Below are 1905 nucleotides of genomic sequence, written 5' to 3'. Positions count from 1 at the left end.
GCCTTGATGCTCAAAGCCTGGAACCGGGCAGGCTGAGGGAGGCGCACATGGCACAGAATCGCAAGGATCAGCTCAAGGCACTTTTCGGCGCGGCGGACCCGGCACCAATGGCTGTGGGCCCAACCGTGAAGGCGCTGGAAACAAAATCAGCCGAAACAGAAGCCGTGCGGCCGCGCAGCGCTTCGGGTGCTGTGAAGGCGATGGGGCTTTCGCTCGGCGGTCTTTCCAGGGAGATCGAGGAGGCGCGCCAGATCAAGGCAAGTCTCGACACGGCCGAGCGCGTCACCCAGATCGATACCGCGCTGATCRAAGCGTCCTTCGTTGCCGACCGGCTAGATCACGGCGCGCAGGACGACGACTTCGAGGCGCTGGTCGCCAGCATCGAGGCTTCCGGCCAGCAAGTGCCGGTGCTTTTAAGACCGCACCCTGACAAGCCCGGCCGCTATCAGACTGCCTATGGCCATCGTCGTGTGCGGGCGGCAAACAGGCTCGGCATTCCCGCGCTGGCGATCGTACGGGTGCTCTCCGACGTCGAGCTGGTGTTGGCCCAGGGCAAGGAAAATTCCGAGCGGCGCGACCTGTCCTTCATCGAGCGCGCGTTGTTTGCCCATGAACTGATTGGACGTGGCTTCGAGCGTGGGCTCGTCCAGGATGCGCTGTCGCTGCACAAGGCCGAGATGACGCGCTTCCTGCAGGTCGCCGATGCTGTACCAGAACGTATCGTGCGCGCCATAGGTGCCGCGCCCAAGGTCGGTCGGCCGCGCTGGATGGCGCTCGCCGAACTGCTCAAGAGCGAGGCGTCGCGCGTCAAGGCTGAAGACGAGGTATCAAGTTCCCGCTTCCTTGCTGCTTCGAGCGATGAGCGCTTCAACTTCTTGTTCACGCGGCTGCAGCGCAAGGTCAAGGCCGATGGCGCACGCGAAATCCGCAATGGCGAGGGCAGGGCGGTGGCGCATCTGAGCGTCGCCAAGGGCAAGGCCCGCGTCGACTTCGTGGAAAAGGTTTCCGACGGTTTTGAGGATTTTCTGGGCGAGGAGCTGCCCAAGCTGTTGGAAAGGTTCAAACAGGAGCGCGGCCAATCGGCCGGGCAAAACTAAATTATCCACGCCCCCGCGAATCGGGCGCATGCTTCAATGCAGCACCCCGCGGAAGTGGAGCGTAGGGCGTCAGTGCCAAATGTGTAGAGGACTGGAAATAGAAGGATAACCGGCAAGAAAAAGGCCCCCGAAACGTCGCCATTCCGGAAGCCCTCATCAATGTAGCAATTGTGAGAGAATCATTTCCGGGCTGACTTGTCAACCACTGGACGCGTTCTGGAACGCCTTTGGCTTGCCTCGCAGTGAGGTAAACGAGGATGATCGAGCATATTTCGACGACGCCCTTTGGGCGGCGGTCGCTGTCGCTTGCCATGGTGGCAGGGCAGATGTCGGCCGACAATTGCGCCCCTGGCGCTAGCGCCAACAAATGGCAGGTGTTTCGCGCCGTCYGTGAGGCTAAGGGACTGCTGGGGGCGAGCGATCGCGCTCTGGCTGTGCTCAACGCGCTGCTGACCTTTCATCCGGACACGGATCTGGTGGAAGGGGRGGGGCTGGTGGTGTTTCCGTCCAACACGCAGCTTGCGCTTCGTGCGCATGGCATGGCGCCGGCAACGCTCAGGCGGCATCTGTCGGTGCTTATCGACTGCGGCCTTGTGGTGCGCCGCGACAGCCCCAATGGCAAGCGCTACGCCCGCAAGGGCTTTGACGGTTCGATCGAGCAGGCTTTTGGGTTCGACCTTTCCCCGCTTCTGGCACGTGCCGAAGAGTTCGAGCATATGGCCGAGGCTGTCAGGGCCGAGCGCCGGGCATTGCTGCTCGTACGTGAGCGCATCACCATCCTGCGCCGCGACATCGCCAAGATGATCGC

General features: G+C 62.5%; 2 protein-coding genes. Both read left to right on the top strand.

From position 1 onward, the window contains the following. Positions 1–47: 47 nt before the first annotated feature. Positions 48–1097 carry a plasmid partitioning protein RepB gene (repB, locus tag AC1DUU_RS30855; protein WP_476787116.1) on the top strand — a complete coding sequence of 350 codons (1050 nt, stop codon included), beginning with the start codon at positions 48–50 and terminating at the stop codon, positions 1095–1097. 257 nt (positions 1098–1354) lie between these two features. Next, the coding region (gene repC, locus AC1DUU_RS30850) for a plasmid replication protein RepC (RefSeq protein ID WP_476787115.1) at positions 1355–1905 on the top strand (551 nt) is incomplete at its 3' end.

It is taken from the genome of Aminobacter sp. P4_H6_2, assembly GCF_056400805.1.
The sequence above is the reverse complement of the archived record's forward strand: the minus strand, read 5'-3'. Positions and strand labels throughout refer to the sequence as shown.